Consider the following 16,825-nt stretch of genomic DNA (forward strand, 5'->3'; position numbering starts at 1 on the left):
CTAACGCTTCACCTTCTCCACGATTCCCGGGCCTCGAACCACGTAAAGCGAGAAGTAGATGCCGCGCGAACTCCCGTCCGCCTTGATCGCCAAATTGCCGCAAACGCCTTGGTAGTAGTTGATCCCATGCAGTCCGCGCTTGAGCCATTCCACCAAGGGTTCATCGCTCTCGCGCCCTCCCGCCCGGATCACGCTGAGAAGCATGTTGGCCGCATCGTAGGCCTGCATCGGCGGCCAAACCGAAAACGGCTCCTGCCCGTAAGCCGCTTGATAGCGGTCTAGGAACTGGTGGCCCAAAATGTAGTTTCCGTCGTTCGCCGTGAAAAAGGAAAATTCGGTTCCCTCCAAGGTTCCCTCGGAGTTCTCGTAGTAACCGTCGCCCAAGGTCGTGGTCGACGCGAAAAAAGGCGCCTCCATGCCCAGCTCACGGGCCTGCTTCATGGCGAAGCCAAGATTCTTGTATCCAAAAAATGCGAGCGCATCGCATCCGTCCGCCTGGAACGCTTTCAATTCAGCCTCGAAGTCGACCTTCGAGATAGCTACTGGCAAGAGCTCGACCTCCACCCCACGACGCTGCAAATGCTCGGAAAACGCGGTCGCGGAGATCGTCATGAAAGAGTTCGTCACGTAAAAGCCGCCCACCTTCGTCTTGCCCAGCTCCTCCACGCGGGCCGCCACCAACTGCGCCGCCTCCTCCGTTTTCTTCCCGATGACGAAGGTGTTTTCGTTCATGGCCGAAAGCAGCTCGTCATTGTTGAGCGAATTCACCAAAAGGACCCCGTCCGCCAAAACCTTTTCCTGCAGGGCGGTCGTCCCATCGGAATGGCTGATGAAAAGGACGTCTATGTCGTGCTCCTTCCGCAGCTTGTCGTAGAGGGGGACCGCATTCGCTCCGTCCCAACCGTCGTCCTCGAAGGCGAAAGCCACCAAGGGATCCCTCGGGCCGCGCGACTCGTTGTATTCGCGAATAGCCAGCGCGATCGCCTTGGACGGCGCCAAGCCGAGGTCCACCGCGTTGCCCGACAGGGGACCGATAAAGCCAACGCTCACCGTATCCGCCTCCTTCGGACCGCAGCCCGCAAGCAAGCAAAGGCAAAGCCCTAGAACGATTTTCCTCAACATACGTACATACTCCTTAACTTAGCTGCTCTCGCAAGCCTACCAACGATAAACATACTGGATCCCGATCCCCAAGTTCTTGGTAGAGGCCCTCCTGTATTCGTTAATCCTATACTCGGCCACCAGATTCCAGTCTCCCGTCAAACGACATCCCAACTGCGCTTCGCCCACGATCGGGGCGTCCGGATACCCCGCCGGCAGGTCCTCCCCGAAGGTATGGTCCACGAAGCCAGCCAGGTAGAGGCGATCCGAAATGTCAGGAAAGGTCTTACGGAACGCATGCTCCATTTGCCAAACGTCCGCATCCTCGTGGTCGAGCTGCACCAAGTGGAAATTCACCGAGTAGCTCAAATGGATCGACTCAAAAAAAGATTCCCAAGGCTTCACGTCGCTGGCCCGCAAGCGCAGCCCGAAACGGATCCGCTCCTTGTCCTTGCCCGATCTGAAATTCCACTGGGTAGTCAGGTCCCACGGCTGGTCTTCCTTGATCGCCCAACGAAGGTTTTGCTCCGTGTAGTACTTGTAGTGTCCCGATAGCTCCTTGCCCGACTCAGCGTTGATGATGTTGGTCAGGCTGAAGTAATGGAAGCGTCCGGGCAGCTTCGAAAAGAGGTTAACCGTAGCCACCGAGTCCCGGTTCTCCTCCGTCAACACCGGATAAAAGTTGAAGTCCGCAAAACCGCCGCCCCAGAGCGAGCCGGGCAGGCAAATAAGGCAGAGCAAGGTCAGGCGAAGCCTCCGCGTCGCGAAGGAACGAGATACGTAAGTCTGAATAGGCACGCAAAAACCTACGCAAAGTTTTTCAGGTGTCTAATTTCGTGAACTCTTGACTCGCTTTTGACAAGACCAGCCGCAACTACGGCGATTTCCGCCTACTTTCCCGTGCTGCCGAAGCCGCCGCTGCCGCGCGTCGTTTCGCTGAGTTCCGCCACCAATTCGTAGGAAATTGGCGAACAATCGGGAAAGATCAGCTGGAACAGCCGTGTGCCCGCTTCCACCACGTAAGGCTCGCTCTTCACGTTGTCCACCGCCGCCATGATCTGACCGCGATAGCCGCCGTCGATCAGGCCGATCGAGTTCGCCATGCGAAGCGGCGTCTTGGAGATGGAGGAGCGGGGAATCAGGAAATAGGCCTTCCCGTTGGTCGGTTGGCAGGAGATGCCGAACTCGATGAACTTGGTCTCGCCCGGCTCCACCCGCAGTTCCTCAAGGGTGTAGAGGTCCAATCCGGCATCCCCGTCATGGAAATGGCCGTGGTTTTGGTAGCGCTCTTTGGCAGCGTCGTTCAAAGGCTTGATCAGGAGATTCGCAGAGGACTGGGACATGCCCGCAATACGAAAGCAAAAACCGTCGCTGGCAAGCTCCGAGCCTGCTTGCGTCCCTTTCGAGCATGAAGCGCTCCCTCCCCGTCCAAGCCGCTCTTTTACGCTTTAAATCGAACGCTCCGCCTCGATACTGCAAGCACCCTAAGGCGAACGGCCCTCCGTCGCTTCGCTAACGTATCCAAAACCCAACTATCCCCCCTATGAAACGCAGAGACTTCGTTCGCCACGGCCTCCTAGCCGGAGCCGCCCTCGCCACCGCACCCCTCTTCCCCCCAAGCCTCAGAGCCGCCAGCAACAGCCCTTCCCCTTTCAAGCTTCGCTACGCGCCCCATCCCGGCATGTTCAAAGCCTCCGCCGGCGAGGACATCATCGAGCAAATCAAATTCGCAGCCGACCAGGGCTTCACCGCCTGGGAAGACAACGGCCTCGCCAAGCGCCCCGTGGAGCTACAGGCCCAGATCGGCCAAACCCTCGAAAGCCTCGGGATGAAAATGGGCGTCTTCGTCGCCTACGTCAGCTTCGACAGGCCAACCTTCGTGCGACCGGATCCGGAATCGACGGAAGAAATTCTCGCCCAAATCCGCAGCGCCGTGGAAGTCGCCAAACGCGTCAACGCTAGCCACGTTACCGTCGTGCCGGGATCCGTAGACCAGCAGTACGCCGACCAAGGGCAATGGAAGCGCTCGGGCGGCAGCCGCCTCTCCGAAGGCTACCAAACCGCCAACGCCATCGATATGCTGCGTCGCTGCGCCGAGATCCTCGAGCCGCACGACATCGCCATGGTGCTCGAGCCGCTCAACTGGCACGCCAACCACGGCGGCGTTTTCCTCGAGCGTTCCGACCAAGCCTTCGCCCTCTGTCGGGCCGTCGACAGCCCGGCTTGCAAGATCCTATTCGACATCTACCATCAGCAGATTTCGGAAGGGAACCTCATCCCCAACATCGAAAAGTGCTGGAGCGAGATCGGCTATTTCCAAGCGGGCGACAACCCCGGACGCAAGGAGCCCGGCACCGGTGAAATCAACTACCGCAAGGTTTTCCAGTACATCCACGAGCGCAGCAAAGCCGAGGGGAAAGACTTCGTCATCGGCATGGAACACGGAAACTCCATCAAAGGCGCGGAAGGCGAAAAGGCCGTGATCGAAGCCTACCGCCAAGCAGACTCCTACTAAGCCTGTATTTTAGTTTCAAATACAGGCCCAATCGCTCCCACCAGGCAGCCTATTGAAGCGCCAACCCGATCCAACGTCCTCTCGCAAAGGCAGTTCCGTCCCCTTCCGGAATCTTCCCGTTGGTAACCGCGTTCGACTCCACCGATACGACATCCCCCGGATTCAGGGTCACCTGCGGGATCGTAAAGGTAACCTCCTTGTAGTCTTCGCTCGTTTCCGGGTTCTTGAAGCTTCCGATCAGCTTGTCGTTAATCAGAACTCTGTATTCACTTTCTCCATCCGTTTCGGCAAGCGTCACCAAGGCGAGGTCAACGGTTTGCGCTTTCTTTCGGCTAAATACCTTGCTCGCACGAGCGAACTTATTGCGGTACTCCAGCTTGGTTGCGTCAATGGCGAGCGCCCCCTTTTGCTGGTGCAGATAGTAGGGAACGGCGGCGGAGCTATCGATTTCGAAATCCTCCGTCGCGTGCCAAAGGTATCGGTAGTTCTTGATATCCACGAAACGGGTACGCTCCGGAAGAGGCGCCGGTTCGTAGCGAGTGGCCTCCGGACCGACGCCCTCCGGTCGGAACGACTCGTCTCGGGAGAGGACGATCTTATCGAGCTCGATCCCGTCTTCCCGCATCGAGAGCATTAGGGTGTGCTGCCCCGCTTCCGCGATATCCACCCAAAGCGTCAAAGGCGTCCCGCAGTGATTCTCCGGACGCCGCTGGGCCGACGACCAAGTCCACTGCTCCTTGCCTTGGCAAAACTGCAAGCGCCGGCTGCTCTCCGGCCACGCTCCGTCGAGCCCGAAGTGAGCCCCGTTGTCCTCCGGCCCCGTACTGAAGGCCCGACCCCAGATGTAGTAGCGGCCGGGCTGGTCCACCCAAATCGGATAGGTCAAGACGCACATCTGCCCCGGCTCCGGACTGAAATTGACACCCTTGATCAAAGGCTCGTCGTGATTGGTTCGCGTATCGGGAAGGATCTCGATGTAGGCGCCACCGCTGGCCCCTTCCACGTGCACGTCGTCCGCGTCCGCGTAGGAATGCGGCGGAGTCGAGGCGTCGAAACGGAACCAACGCCGTAGGTCAGCCTGCGTCTGGGAAGCGAAATCCTCCGCTTCGATCGAGATCAGCCCATCCTTTTCAAGGTAGCCTTGGCTAAAGGATACGGCAGGCGACAAGAGGGAGAGGCAAAACAGCAACGGGGTTTTCATAATGTTCGGGTAAGTATAAAACAAGGAGCAGCTCGCACACGCGAACCACGCTCCCATACTACTCCGCTCCCCCTGAAGCGCCCATGTTTTTTTACTCAATTAAAGTGTGATTTTACAGCATCCAGCTCCGCACCGAATCCGTTCTCCCATTACAATAATGTAATGAAACGACTACATCTGTTGCAGGGTCTAGTTCGTACTCTGATACGAAACCATAATCATCATGAATACGAAACCTGCCAAAACGCTTCTCGTCGCGGCCCTGCTCGCCACCGCCGCCTTCTCTCCAGCCTTGCTTCCCGAAACACATGCGAATCCGCGGGTTTCGATCGGAGCAAACATCGGCCTTAGCCTCCCTAACGGAGCGATCTCCGTCCACGTCGGCAACGAACGCTACCACTACCATGAGGGACGCTACTTCAAGAAAACGCCGCGCGGCTACGTCAGCGTCAAGGCCCCTCGAGGCGCCGCAATCCGCAAGCTCCCGCGCGGCTACGCCAAAGTCGTGATCGGCGGCCACACCTACTACCGCTACGGAACCGTCTACTACGTCAAGCGGGCCGACCGCTACATCGTCGTCGACGAGCCCGAGATCGTAGTCGTCGAAAAGGAGAGCTCCGCGCCCGCCGTCGCAGCCGATGCGACCCCAGCCGTAACGCCCTACTCCGTCTGGGTGGACGGCGAAAGGGAACTGGTCATGAAAAACGGCCAGTTCTTCCGCAAAAGCCCCCAGGGCTTGATCTGGGTCGCCCTTCCCGTTGGCGCCACCGCCAAGGAGCTACCCGCCGACTCGGTCCCCACTTGGTATCAAGAAATCGAATACTTCGAAAAAAACGGCGTCTACTTCAAGAAGACTCCCGACGGCTACCAAGTCATCCTTCCCCCATGGGAAGCGAGCTGATCAACATTTTCTAAACTTGTTCCTTAACTAGGCGGCCCATCGATTCGGTGGGCCGCCTACAAGTTTTCCGGGGCGCCCTCCTCGGCCGGCACCCCCTCCAGCCCACTAAGAATCCAAGGGCTCCTGCACGAAGGCTTCCTCGGCCGGCGTTTCGAAGTGCTTGTTCAGCTCGTTGAACATCTGCGTCAAAGCATCTTCCATGGTCCTTACGAACACCTGCTCCGAGCGCTCGTAATTGCTCATCACGCTCGGCATTTCATGGCTGGTAAAGGTGCCCAAGGTATTCAATTCTCCGTAGCGCTCTAGCTTGGCCTTCAAAGTCACCTTGATCTCTCCCATTCGATCCTGCTCCCACCTCACCGCAAAGAGCTCCAGCAAAGGGCCCTCGCCGGGCGACTCCAGCTCTTCCAGCAGATAGACGTCCATCGGGAAGCGGTAGATCTGCAGCAGCGAACGCATAGACGTAAGGTACTGCTCGTAGCGTCGCTCCTTTACCGTCTCCGAGAGCTCGGGGTAGGCCTGCTCCATCATCAAGTCCGGGGCAATGATCATCCGGACGTATAGCGTCTCCTCCGGATCTAGAAAAATGAAAGTATCGCTATCCGGCGTTTCCTGGAAGGTCTCGCAGCCCGCGAGAAACAGCAGCGTCGCGAGCGAAAGGATGCGGGGTAAAACGTTTTTTAGGGGGCTCATCACAAACAACATACATAGAGAGCTTACGGCCAAACCGCAAATTTAGTTGCAAAGGAGTCCGCAATCCCTCCTCCCCGGAACTTCGCTCGCCCCCTGCTCGGCCGCCTCCTGCAGGAAAGCTTGCCCATCGATACGTATTTGGCCATCAACCGGTTCCATGCCCCGCAAAGCTTACGACTGGCACCTCCCTCCCGAAATCGAGTCCCGCCTCAGCGAAGATTCCTACGGCCCGCAGCGAGCCATCCTGGAAGCCGACCACCTCCTGCTCGTCCTGCACCGTCCGCCCAACGAAGACGACCTCCGCCGCGAGCACATCCTCTTCCTCCTCACCCCCGACGAGCAGCTCCTCTGCAACGGCAAGCCCGACGGCGTCGCCCAACTCAACCAGCTCATCGCCGACTACCGGGCCCGCTGGGAAGAGCTGGAAAACCGCTACAAGCTCGACTCCGGCGCCGCCGAACTCTTCGACCTCATCGAAGCGGTCACCCCCCTCAAGCGCTCTTCCGCCAACATGGCCAGCGCCATGCAGCGCGCCCGCGAGCTGACCAAAGACTACCGCTACTTCATCGGCGTGCGCGACTCCGCCATGGACGTCTCCCGCGCCTTCGAAATCCTCCTCGCCGACCTCCGGGCCGCCCTCGACTTCCGCATCGCCCAAAAGGCCGAGCAACAGTACGTCCGCTCCGAAGAAATCGCAGCCGCCCAGCACAAGCTCAACGTGCTCGCCGCCTTCACCTTTCCCGTCATGGCCTTCGCCACCTTGCTCGGCATGAACCTGCGCCACGGCTTCGAAAAGCAAAGCCCCTTCATCTTCTGGGGCGTGCTCACCACCGGCGTGCTCATCGGCGTCTTCGTCAAAAGCTGGATCCTAAAAAAGCCGAAACCCTAGGCCCCGCTCCGCATCGCCTAAACCGGGCCGACGCTCCAGCCCCAAGGCGCCAGCCCTTCCATCCGCGATCTCCACTGCATTTGCGGATAAGCAAAAAAAGCGGCCCACCCTCCGGTGAGCCGCTCCTACCCTATCGAAATGTAATTTATAAGCGGATACGGCTTAACGAGTAACTAGGATCGCCCAGTCTTCGCTCGGATCCGCCGGAGCCTTCCCCAAGGAAACCTTGCCTCCGCCTTCGACCCTCTTGACCGAGCCCTTCAGCAGCTTGCCGCCTTCACGCGGATTGAACCAATCCACCTTGAACTTGCCGCTGGCGCCGCTCAGATCGAGCTTCACTTCGCCGCCTTCCGGCAAGTAGACCAAGTACGCATTGCCCGCTTCCGCCAGGCAGAAGTTCCCGTTCTTGCGTTCCGGGTTGCCCACCAAGGCATCCGCATTGCGCATGCGCTCGAAGGGAAGCCCGCTCTCCTGGAAGAAATCGATAGCGATGCGCCCGTACTTCCAGGACTGATGGCGGCTGCGGTAATCCTGCGCCACCAAATCGTTCTCAGGTAGCTTGTATCCAAAATAGTACTCCACGCCAGCTCCGCCCGCCATGAGATTGCCCCACAGCGTCAGCTTGCGCACGTCGTGCAAATCGTACGATTCGCCATGACGGCCAGTCGCCATGCCGTCGAAGCCCTTGTATCCGGGATCGGGAGGCACGCCCATCCCTGCAGGACCTTGCTCGTCGTTCGGACAAACCCAAGGCTTGCCGGCCAATTCGGACGCCTCGATCCACTGCAGCGTACGGCGATGCGCGTCGTTCCACTCGTTTTGCAGCGAAGCTCCCACAAGAGCGCTCTGCGTCCCCAACAGGCGAGGATAGACGTCGTCCTGCTGGTTTGGATACGTGTGGATCACGATCGGGTGATCGTACGCATCAATAGAATCGAGAAAGTGCGCCATATCGCGCTGCTCCTCGTAAGTCTGCGTATTCTCCTCTCCCAGGTTCCAATTCAAGGCGAGGTGATGCCCAAAGCGGGCCACCAGCTCGCGATAGTAAAGCTTGCGCTCCGGCCCCAGCAGGCCTCCGTCCAAGGCTTCCGGGATGTCTCGCTCTTCTCGCTTCGCCTGAAAACGTTGATCGTCATTCTCCGTTTCCTGAGTCTTGAAGTGCAGGAACAGGCCTAGGCTTTGAGCATGGCTGAAAACGACGTTCCATTGATCCAGCTTCGAACAATCGTAGACGAACTTGTCGTTACGCTCTACGAAAGGCCAAACGTTGTCGCCGTCGCCGCCCGCGTTGTAGGTCAGGAAGGATACCGAGTTAGCGCCCGCCTCGTTCAAGTAGTTCATGGCCCCGATCAAGGCCTTTCCGCGCCCTTCGCCCCAAGTCGGGTCGCCCGGCTTCCAGTCGCCCAAGTGCGGCGACCAGTCCTTGAGCGGGCCCTTCTTTTCCTTGAAGGTCACCGTGTTGTCGAAATCCGTGTAGGCGAGCATCGTCTCCGGCGCATCCGGCCCAGCCTTGAAAAAGTAGGAGCCGTCCCCGGCGAAGCGCAGGTAACGCTGGCCCACGTACTGCAAGCGGCCTTGCGCCCGAAAGTCCGGAGCCGCCTTCTTCGACGCCGTCACGACGAAGCTTCCGCTCACCCCATCGTAGGGAGCCAAGGGCTTTCCCGCCGCTGGATCGACCGCAACGTCCTCGCCCTGCGCGAAGTGCGTGCGGTAACGCCAAGTCCCCGTCTTGCTGGGCGACAAGTGAGCGCGCCAAACCGTCCCCGCATCCGCCGAAGTGTTGCCCGCGTCGCCGTCCGCCGCAAAGTAGCCAGGCACCGTGTAGCTCGGCACTCCCGACTCATGGGTAAACGTTACGAAAAACGAGTAGTCGCGGAAGGTGCGAGGAGCCGTGTCCCCCTCCTTCGCATACGGGCCGGCCAGGTCCAAGGTGACCGCGTGCCACTGGCTAAGTTCGCCCGCCACCACCACGGATCCATCTCCGTGGTCTCGCGCGGAAGCGAAGATGCTGGCTCCGAAGGAGCCAAGTACGAGGGCAGCCGTACGTAGGCGACGCCCAGCTAGAAAAGCTAGATTTTGATTCATTGGGTTGGGGGAAATGTAGCGAACGCTTCGTCCCATCGGCCAGGTAACGACAGCGCCGGATCGGACAAAAACTCACCGCCCATCATAGCGCGGATGGCGATGGCTCGAAATGTTTATTTGCTCAATTAATCTGTATTTTTGCATCGAAATCCGCAAAAGAACCAACGAGTGCTTCAGCGTTGCTCTCGCGAGCGATAATCGCGCGGGCTTTCGCCGAAAATCCGCTTGAAGGCGACTGTCAGGTATTCTGGATACTCGTAGCCCGCGCTTTCCGCGATGGCGCTGATCGGCAGGGAGCTGCGTACCAGCAGTTCCTTCACCCGCTCCATGCGCACCCGCTCGATCTGCTCGCGGGGCGTACGCCCCAGGAACTTGCGAAACTGCCGCTCGAGCTGGGTACGAGCCATCGGCACCTTGGCCAAGACGTCCTGCACGGAAATCCCTTGGCAGGCATGCTTCTGGATAAAGGTCACAGCCGCCGAAATCTTCGGATCGTCGATCGCCACCAAGTCCGTGGACTGGCGCTTGGCGATCCCAACCGGAGAAATACGCTTCACCATTTCCACCCGCTCGCCCGTCATCACCTTGCGCAGCACCGCCGCCGCCTCGTATCCAGCCAAGCGAGCGTTGGGAATCACGCTCGAAAGCGGTGGATCGCACAGCTCGCACAGGATCTCGTCGTTGTGGATTCCCAAAACCGCCAAGTCGTCCGGCGCCCGCAAGCCCGCCTCCCGAGCCGCCTCCAGCACCTCCTGCCCGCGAATGTCGTAGCAAGCCAACACCCCCGTACGCGGCGGCAAGGTCTTCAGCCACTTCGCCAGCCGACCGATCTCCGTATCCGGTTTGCTGGCACGCGAAGATCGCACCAAAGGCCGCTTGCCCTCGCTCTCCAAAATGCTGCTAAAGTGCTGCTCCCGCACCCGCGACCAATGAAAGCTCCGGTCCCCGCAAAACGCGAAGTCCACAATGCCCAACTCCTTGAAATGCTCGATCGCCAAGCGGATCACTTCCTCGCTGTTCGTCACCACGCGCGGGAACAACGGCTGCTCCAAGCCGGCGCTCACGTCCACCACCGGCACCCCCAAGCTTTGCAAAGCCGATCCGATCCGCTCGTTTTCCACGCGGGCAATAATCCCGTCCCCTTCCCAGCCCTCCAGCCAATCCGGCGCCACCGCGCCGCGCCCCTGCTCCACCAGCCGAAAGGACCAGTTCGCGTCGTTGGCCCCAGCCCAGGAGTGAATCCCGCGCAGCAGCTCGCGGCCGTACACGTTGGAGGTTTCGATCAAGAGAGCGATGCGGGAACGTTTTTGGGGCATAGGCAAAACAGCAGCGGCTACGCTCCGGCAACCCGCCGAAAAACACAAGCCTGCTCTGCCGCATTTCCTCCGATTAATTAAGCAAATGCACATTGCTGATTTTTGGACCCAGCGCTACTCTCCCACGCCATGCCCTCCTACAAGATAGCTGTCCTCCCCGGCGACGGAATTGGTCCCGAAGTCATCGGCGCCACCGAATCCGTCCTCAAAGCGTGCTGCCAAAACTCCCCCGAACTCACCCTCGAGCTCGAGCACTTTTCGGTCGGCGCCGGCGAATACCTCAAAAGCGGCGACCCTCTCCCCGAGGCGACCCTGGAAGCGATCAAGGCCTACGACGCCGTGCTCCTCGGCGCTATGGGCCTGCCGAGCGTTCGCTGGTCCAACGGCGTAGAAATGACTCCACAGATCGACCTGCGCGAGAAGCTCGACCTCTACCAAGGCGTACGCCCCATCAAGCTCTACCACAATTGCCACAGCCCGCTACGCGTCCCCGAAGGCAAGACCATCGACTTCGTGCTCATGCGGGAAAATTGCGAGGGCCTCTTCTCCGACCGCCTCGAACCGCGTCCCCAAGGGCGTAATTTCGAAACGGATACAATGAAGATAACGGAAGCCGGAGCCGAGCGCATCTGCCGCGCCTCCTTCGAGCTGGCCATGACCCGCCGCAAGAAACTGGCCCTTGTCGACAAGGCAAACGTGCTCCAGTCCATGGCCTTCTTCCGCCGCGTCTTCGAACGCGTCGCCAAGGACTACCCGGAGGTCGAAACCGAATGCGTCTACGTCGACGCCATGGCCCTCTTCCTGGTCCAGGACCCGTACCGCTACGACGTCATGGTCACCGAAAACATGTTCGGCGACATCCTCTCCGACCTCGCTGCCGGCCTCGTCGGCGGTATGGGCATGGCCCCGTCGGGAGATATTGGAGACAAGTACGGTCTCTTCCAGCCCTCCCACGGCTCCGGCCCAACCATCGCCGGCAAAGGCATCGCCAACCCGATCGCCACCATCCTATCCGGCGCCCTCATGCTCCGCTGGCTCGGCGACCCCGCCGCCGTGAGCGCTGCGGAGCAAATCGAAGCCGCCGTCGAAAAGACCCTTTCCGATCCTGCAAATCGAACAGTCGACCTCGGCGGGGAAATGTCTACCGTCGCCATGACCGACAAAATCATCGAGAACCTTTAACGACAGGTGCGGCCTCGCTCGCTCCCTCTTGACCTTCCACCCTTCCCCCGCCCCATGCTCATCGACCTCACCCTCCCAGTTCGCCCCGGAATGCGCGGAGTCGACGCGCGTCCGAAATACCTGCTCGAGCGCGACGGGTGGAACGCCGCCACTTGGGAACTCTACTCCCACTCCGGCACCCACGTGGACGCCCCCATCCACTTCGGCGCCCATCCCATCACCATCGACCAAATGCCGCTCGAGCTGTTCTGCGGGCCAGCTTGGGTCGCCCACATCGAAAACGTCGCCCCCAAGCAACTCCTCGTCCCCAGCGACCTCGGCCCCGTGCAGGATACCTTCGAAGCAGGAGGCTGCCTGCTCCTTCACACCGGCTGGAGCGAGCACGTGGAGAATACCGCCCTCTACCGCGACGGACTCCCGCGCATCAGCGACGAACTCGCCGAATGGTGCGTCGAGCGCAAGGTCAAGCTCCTCGGCGTGGAGCCCCCGTCCGTCGCCGACGTCAACGATCTCCCCGAAGTCACCCGTATCCACAAAACCTTACTGGGCGCCCAAATCACCATCGTGGAAGGCCTTTGCAACCTAGACCAACTCGGCGACCGCTGCCACTTCCAAGCCTTCCCCCTAAAGCTCCAAGCCGGAGACGGCTGCCCCGTCCGCGCCGTCGCAACCCCTTGTTGACCGCATAGACCACCCACTCTAAGTCATAAAGCCTCGTTACATAAACTATGAAGAATACCCTTTTCCGCCTCGTCGCTGGCCTCACCCTTAGCTCCGCAGCCCTGTTTCTTTCTGGCTGCGGCCCCGCTTCGAATTCCGCAGAAACCGATAGCTGGCCTACCAAGCCGATAACCATATCCTGCTTCGCAGCTGCAGGCGGCGGCACGGACCTCATCAGCCGCATGGTCGCTCAAGCCATGGAGCCAGAGCTGGGCGTCAAAGTTAACGTCATCAACCGCACAGGCGGACGAGGGGGCGCGGCGATAAACCACGTTTGGTCGCGTCCAAGAGATGGATACGAATGGGGCGGATTTTCCGAATCGGTCATCCCTGCATCCGTCCTCGGTATCACGGAAACAACTACTAAAGATTGGGCCTACTTCATGGTTGCAGGAGCCCCCGGCGTCATTTCCGTCGCTCCCGATTCTCCATTCAAGTCGCTGGAGGATCTCGTCGCCGCGCTCAAGGCAAACCCAAAGTCCGTCAAGGCGGCCGCAGGCCTCACCGGCGGACTCTGGCACACCAAGCTGCTCGCCCTCGAGGAAGCGGCAGGCGTGCAGTTCCAATTCATTCCCTACAAAGGCAGCCAACCGAGCCAACTCGCAGTGCTCACCCAAGAAGTCGACGTCGTGCTAACCTCCATTTCCGAGCAAGCCGAGCTGATCCGCGGCGGCCGCGTCCGCCCCTTGGCTATGGTGGAAATGGCCCCCAAGGAGCTCGATGGCTTCGGCACCATCCCCGCAGCGGGCGTCAACTACCCAGGCCTATCCGCCTTGCCGGTCGGGCAATTCCTTGGCTTCGCGCTCCCAGCCGATACCCCCACTGATATACTCGCTCGCATCACCTCCGCCTTCGAAAAGATCATGCAAGACAAGGAGCTCATTTCCTACTGCGACGAGCAACTCCTCGATCTCATGGGAATCCACGGAGAAGAGTCGCTCGCCATGACCCTCAAAGCGGAACGCGTATGGACATGGAAACTACATGAACTCGGAATCACCGTAAAATCCCCAGCCGACCTGGGAATCGCCCGGCCTTAGTCCATGCCGTATTCCATGCTGCCATGATCGAGGAAAAACCACTTCGCAAGCTCGACGTCCTGACTGGGGGCGCTCTCGGCCTGCTCGGCGGAGCAATCATAGCAGGCGCCCTGCAAATGCCGATCGGCGGTACTTACGGCGGAGTAGACAACCCCTGGTACGCCTCCCCTGCCGCCATGCCGCTGCTCATCGGCAGCGCCCTCCTCGCCTGCGCCCTAACCATCATTTTCCAAGCCGTAAAACGAGGCGGCCACCTCGGCCTGCCGAATTTCCTGAACGCGTTTTGGAAAAGCTCGATCCTCACGCTCGACGCAGCTCGCGGGGCCATGGCCTGGGGCAGCCTGCTGGTCTACGCGCTCGCTTTGCAACTCCAGCCTTTCGCCTCCCTGAGTTATCCGCTACGACGGATTGGGGCCACCGACCTGCTCGCCGATTCCAACGGACTGAACTACATACTATGCAGCGCCCTCTTCCTCCTGGCCTTTGCTTTGGCGTTCCTGCGCCCAAGCGGAAGGTTCCCCAGCCTGCGTTACATCGCCGTCCTCTCTGCTGGCAGCCTAGTCGCCGCCGTGCTCGTGGCGTGGACCTTCTCTGAACTGCTTCGCGTACCGCTTCCCTAGAAATGGCTGCTTTCTCGGACTTTTTCCAGCACCTATACCTGATCGTCACCCCGACGAACTTCGCCCTGCTCATGGGCACCGTTCTGCTCGGAATCATCTTCGGAGCCCTCCCTGGCCTGACCGCGACCCTCGGTATAGCTTTATTAACGACAGTCACCTTTAGCTTAGACCTACCGATCGAGTCAGCCATGGTCGCCCTTATGGGCGTCTACGTTGGAGCTATCTACGGCGGGTCGCATCCAGCCATCTTGCTCAATATTCCAGGAACCGCCGCCGGAGCCGCCACCGCCCTCGAAGGCCACCGCCTTTGCCAAAACGGTCGCGGGGGAGAAACCATCGCCACCGCCACCGTCATGTCCTTCATCGGAACCATCTTCGGCGTACTGGCGATGCTGCTGCTGATTCCCCTGCTCACCAAGCTAGCGCTCCAGTTCCAGTCCACGGAGACCTTCCTTCTCGCCCTCTTCGGAGTCCTGATCTGTGGATCGCTCACCGCTCCGGATACCGTCGTCAAAGGTTGGGTGGCCGGGCTCTTCGGCATGCTGCTCGCGACTGTAGGCATGGATCCAATACACGGATTCCAACGCTTCACTTTCGATCTCCCTGCCCTTGCCGACGGCATCAAGCCAATACCCGTCATCCTCGGAGCCTTCGCCATACCGCAAATCATCCGCGCCATGCAGAAGCCCAAAGCGCCCGACGCGCCCGCGCTCAAGCTCGGATCCTTGATGCCAAAGCTCTCAAACCTTAAACGACACCTCAAAGTCACCATCCGCTCCGGCCTCATCGGAGTAGGAGTCGGATCCATCCCGGGCGTAGGAGAAGACATTGCCGCTTGGCTCTCCTACGACACTGCCAAGCGCACCAGCAAACATCCGGACGAGTACAAGGAAGGCAGCCTCGAAGGCGTCGTCGCAGCCGAGACCGCCAACAACGCCTGCATCGGCGGCGCCCTCATTCCCCTTCTGACTCTCGGCGTCCCCGGCTCCCCGCCAGCCATGATGCTGCTCAGCGCCATCATGCTCTACCACATCGTGCCTGGCCCACGGCTCCCTGAGCAACACCCGGAGTTCATTCCCCAAATGTGCGCCATCCTCACCTGGGCCGCCGCCGCCATGCTCGCCTGCGGCTCCCTAGTCAGCCGAATCTCCGTGCATGTTCTGCGCGTGCCGCCGCCGATCCTGATGGGCTTCGTCGCCATGTTTACCGTCATCGGCTCCTACGCCTTCGACTTCAGCCTCTTCAACGTATGGCTCATGCTCGGACTAGGACTCATCGCATGGGCCATGGAAGAGACAGGCTACCCCGTGGCTCCGCTCGTCATCGGCATCATCCTCGGCCCCATGGCTGAAGAAAACCTTCGCCGAGCGCTGATCGATCATGGCGGGAGCATCCTACCGTTCTTCACTCGGCCCATCGCCATCGTATTCGTAATCCTAATACTCGTCTCAATCTTTTTCAAACGCCGTAGCCCAAATACTGCTACCAGCGAGACAACATCCTCATGAATTCCGCCTCTCCCCTACGCGGCGTCTGCCTAGGCGCTGGATACTTCAGCCAATTCCAATACGAAGCTTGGACCCGAATACCCGAGGTCGAGATCGTTGCCTGCTGCAACCGCACCCAGGACAAGGCCCAAAAAGTCGCCGACCAATACGGCATCCCCAAGGCCTACGGCTGGGACGAGCTGGAGAAGATGTTCGACACCGAAAAACCGGATTTCGTCGACATCATCACTCCCCCCGAGACCCACCTCGACGTCGTCGAGCTTGCTGCCAAACGCGGCATCGCCATCATCTGCCAAAAGCCCCTCGCCCCCACTCGGGAAGAGAGCGAGAAAATCGTTCGCGTCGCTGCCGCAGCGCAAGTCCCCTTCCTCGTGCACGAAAACTGGCGCTGGCAGCCTTGGTACCGCGAGATCAAACGCCAGCTCGACGCCGACTCTATCGGCGAGCTCTTCTCCATCTCCGTACGCATGCGCATGGGCGACGGCTGGCCCAAGGACGCTTACCTCGCCCGCCAAGCTTTCTTTCGCGACTACCCACGCCTGCTCATCTACGAAACCGGTGTCCACTTTCTCGATACCTTCCGCTTCCTCGGCGGTGAGGTCGAATCCGTCTACGCGCGCCTCCAGCAACGCAACCCCGACATCAAAGGCGAAGACGCCGGCCAAGTCATAGTCGGCTTCAAAAACGGCGGCACCGCCATTCTCGACGGCAGCCGCTACAACGAAAGCGAAGCCAAGGACCCGCGCTACACCTTCGGTACCGTACGCGTCGACGGCAGCAAAGGACACATCGAGCTCGACTTCGACGGGAGCCTCACCCTCAAGAAGCTCGGCGAAGCGCCACAGGAAATCGAATACAAGCACGTGCGGAGAAACTTCGCCGGCGACTGCGTCTACACGCTGCAACGCCACTTCGTCGACTGTATCCAAAACGGCACTCCCTTCGAAAGCACCGGCGAGGACTACCTCAAAACCGTCGCCCTCGTCGAAGCCTGCTACCAATCCAACAAAACCAACCAAGTCGTAAAACTGTAGGCCGGCTCCTCGGGCTGCGC

16 protein-coding genes are annotated in these 16,825 nt (G+C 60.0%); 9 read left to right on the forward strand and 7 right to left on the reverse strand.

Annotation, left to right across the window (positions count from 1 at the left end):
• The 3 genes from QEH57_RS08130 to QEH57_RS08140 form a co-directional block, all read right to left on the reverse strand.
• A complete protein-coding gene (locus QEH57_RS08130; RefSeq protein WP_309006215.1) occupies positions 1–1,122 on the reverse strand; it encodes an ABC transporter substrate-binding protein in 1,122 nt (373 codons plus the stop codon).
• A gap of 36 nt (positions 1,123–1,158) precedes the next feature.
• Positions 1,159–1,899, reverse strand: a complete 741-nt coding sequence (locus QEH57_RS08135) for a hypothetical protein (protein WP_309006216.1) — start codon at positions 1,897–1,899, stop codon at positions 1,159–1,161.
• 92 nt (positions 1,900–1,991) lie between these two features.
• Complete coding sequence (locus QEH57_RS08140; protein ID WP_309006217.1) at positions 1,992–2,444, reverse strand: hypothetical protein; 453 nt, start codon at positions 2,442–2,444, stop codon at positions 1,992–1,994.
• Positions 2,445–2,644: 200 nt separating this feature from the next.
• Between QEH57_RS08140 and QEH57_RS08145 the strand changes: the two genes are divergently transcribed.
• Positions 2,645–3,616, forward strand: a complete 972-nt coding sequence (locus QEH57_RS08145) for a TIM barrel protein (protein WP_309006218.1) — start codon at positions 2,645–2,647, stop codon at positions 3,614–3,616.
• Positions 3,617–3,665: 49 nt separating this feature from the next.
• On the opposite strand, the gene QEH57_RS08150 is transcribed toward QEH57_RS08145, so the two are convergent.
• Positions 3,666–4,817 carry a hypothetical protein gene (locus QEH57_RS08150; RefSeq protein ID WP_309006219.1) on the reverse strand — a complete coding sequence of 384 codons (1,152 nt, stop codon included), beginning with the start codon at positions 4,815–4,817 and terminating at the stop codon, positions 3,666–3,668.
• 223 nt (positions 4,818–5,040) lie between these two features.
• On the opposite strand from QEH57_RS08150, the gene QEH57_RS08155 reads away from it, so the two are divergent.
• The gene (locus tag QEH57_RS08155) at positions 5,041–5,718 is read left to right on the forward strand and encodes a DUF6515 family protein (RefSeq protein WP_309006220.1); all 678 of its coding nucleotides are present in this window, start codon (positions 5,041–5,043) and stop codon (positions 5,716–5,718) included.
• A gap of 105 nt (positions 5,719–5,823) precedes the next feature.
• On the opposite strand, the gene QEH57_RS08160 is transcribed toward QEH57_RS08155, so the two are convergent.
• Positions 5,824–6,411, reverse strand: a complete 588-nt coding sequence (locus QEH57_RS08160; RefSeq protein ID WP_309006221.1) for a hypothetical protein — start codon at positions 6,409–6,411, stop codon at positions 5,824–5,826.
• A gap of 157 nt (positions 6,412–6,568) precedes the next feature.
• Here QEH57_RS08160 and QEH57_RS08165 point away from each other — a divergent pair, with 157 nt between their 5' ends.
• Positions 6,569–7,300: a hypothetical protein gene (locus tag QEH57_RS08165; protein ID WP_309006222.1), complete on the forward strand. Its 732-nt coding sequence runs from the start codon at positions 6,569–6,571 to the stop codon at positions 7,298–7,300.
• Positions 7,301–7,462: 162 nt separating this feature from the next.
• On the opposite strand, the gene QEH57_RS08170 is transcribed toward QEH57_RS08165, so the two are convergent.
• Positions 7,463–9,385, reverse strand: a complete 1,923-nt coding sequence (locus QEH57_RS08170; RefSeq protein WP_309006223.1) for a DUF5060 domain-containing protein — start codon at positions 9,383–9,385, stop codon at positions 7,463–7,465.
• 173 nt (positions 9,386–9,558) lie between these two features.
• Positions 9,559–10,701, reverse strand: coding sequence for a DNA-binding transcriptional regulator (locus QEH57_RS08175; RefSeq protein ID WP_309006224.1), 1,143 nt, complete (start codon positions 10,699–10,701; stop codon positions 9,559–9,561).
• A gap of 129 nt (positions 10,702–10,830) precedes the next feature.
• Between QEH57_RS08175 and QEH57_RS08180 the strand changes: the two genes are divergently transcribed.
• From QEH57_RS08180 to QEH57_RS08205, 6 genes are read left to right on the forward strand one after another with little or no spacing between them, the layout of a single operon-like run.
• Positions 10,831–11,883 carry an isocitrate/isopropylmalate dehydrogenase family protein gene (locus tag QEH57_RS08180; protein ID WP_309006225.1) on the forward strand — a complete coding sequence of 351 codons (1,053 nt, stop codon included), beginning with the start codon at positions 10,831–10,833 and terminating at the stop codon, positions 11,881–11,883.
• 54 nt (positions 11,884–11,937) lie between these two features.
• Positions 11,938–12,564 carry a cyclase family protein gene (locus tag QEH57_RS08185; protein ID WP_309006226.1) on the forward strand — a complete coding sequence of 209 codons (627 nt, stop codon included), beginning with the start codon at positions 11,938–11,940 and terminating at the stop codon, positions 12,562–12,564.
• Between the two features lie 47 nt (positions 12,565–12,611).
• Complete coding sequence (locus QEH57_RS08190) at positions 12,612–13,643, forward strand: tripartite tricarboxylate transporter substrate binding protein (RefSeq protein ID WP_309006227.1); 1,032 nt, start codon at positions 12,612–12,614, stop codon at positions 13,641–13,643.
• Between the two features lie 23 nt (positions 13,644–13,666).
• The gene (locus QEH57_RS08195; protein WP_309006228.1) at positions 13,667–14,263 is read left to right on the forward strand and encodes a hypothetical protein; all 597 of its coding nucleotides are present in this window, start codon (positions 13,667–13,669) and stop codon (positions 14,261–14,263) included.
• Between the two features lie 2 nt (positions 14,264–14,265).
• Complete coding sequence (locus QEH57_RS08200) at positions 14,266–15,771, forward strand: tripartite tricarboxylate transporter permease (RefSeq protein ID WP_309006229.1); 1,506 nt, start codon at positions 14,266–14,268, stop codon at positions 15,769–15,771.
• Positions 15,768–16,805: a Gfo/Idh/MocA family oxidoreductase gene (locus QEH57_RS08205; RefSeq protein WP_309006230.1), complete on the forward strand. Its 1,038-nt coding sequence runs from the start codon at positions 15,768–15,770 to the stop codon at positions 16,803–16,805. The genes QEH57_RS08200 and QEH57_RS08205 overlap by 4 nt, the downstream gene beginning before the upstream one ends.
• The last annotated feature ends 20 nt before the right edge of the window (positions 16,806–16,825 follow it).

The organism is Pelagicoccus sp. SDUM812005, from assembly GCF_031127875.1.
Taxonomy (GTDB): domain Bacteria; phylum Verrucomicrobiota; class Verrucomicrobiia; order Opitutales; family Opitutaceae; genus Pelagicoccus.